Here is a 569-nt window from a genome sequence, read left to right as displayed (position 1 = left end):
CGGTGCGGCGTGCGGTGGCGGCCCGGTTGCGTTTGGCCTGGGGGTGGTCGAGGTAGCGCCAGCCGCCACCGTCGGGGATGTTGCCGAACTTGGTGACGTCGACGTGGATCAGTGATCCGGGGTGGTCGTGTTCGTAGCGGCGTAGGGGTTCGCCGGTGGCCCGGTCGATGTGGGAGAGCCGGTTGATCCGGCAGCGCACTAAAACGGCGTGCACCGTCGAGGCCGGCATGCCCACGCGCCCGGCGATCTGGACCGGTCCGAGGCGGTGACGCCACCGCCACCGCACGACCTGCCGAACCAGGTCGTCGGGGGTTTTGTTCGGGCTGTGATGCGGCCGGCTGCTGCGGTCCCGCATGCCCGCGGCACCCTCGTCCCGGTAGCGCCGGGCCCACTTCGATGCGGTTTTCGGCGCCACCATGAACATCGCCGCCGCATGACTGGCCGTGTAACCGTCCTCGACGATCACACGAGCCAGCCGCAGCCGGGTCCGCGGGGTCAACGTCGCGTTAGGGTGGGACACGAAGGCCTCCGGTTGATGAAGCGGTTTCTAGACAACTCCACTTCACAAC

1 protein-coding gene is annotated in these 569 nt (G+C 68.5%); it reads right to left on the bottom strand.

Features of this window, described 5'->3' with window-relative positions; genetic code table 11:
• Positions 1–520, bottom strand: a 520-nt coding sequence (locus ACYVF3_RS32515; protein ID WP_461158116.1) for a helix-turn-helix domain-containing protein, incomplete at its 3' end; no start/stop codon positions are given.
• Positions 521–569: the final 49 nt, after the last annotated feature.

The organism is Saccharopolyspora tripterygii (assembly GCF_054778355.1).
This window is presented reverse-complemented; position numbering and strand designations above follow the sequence as displayed.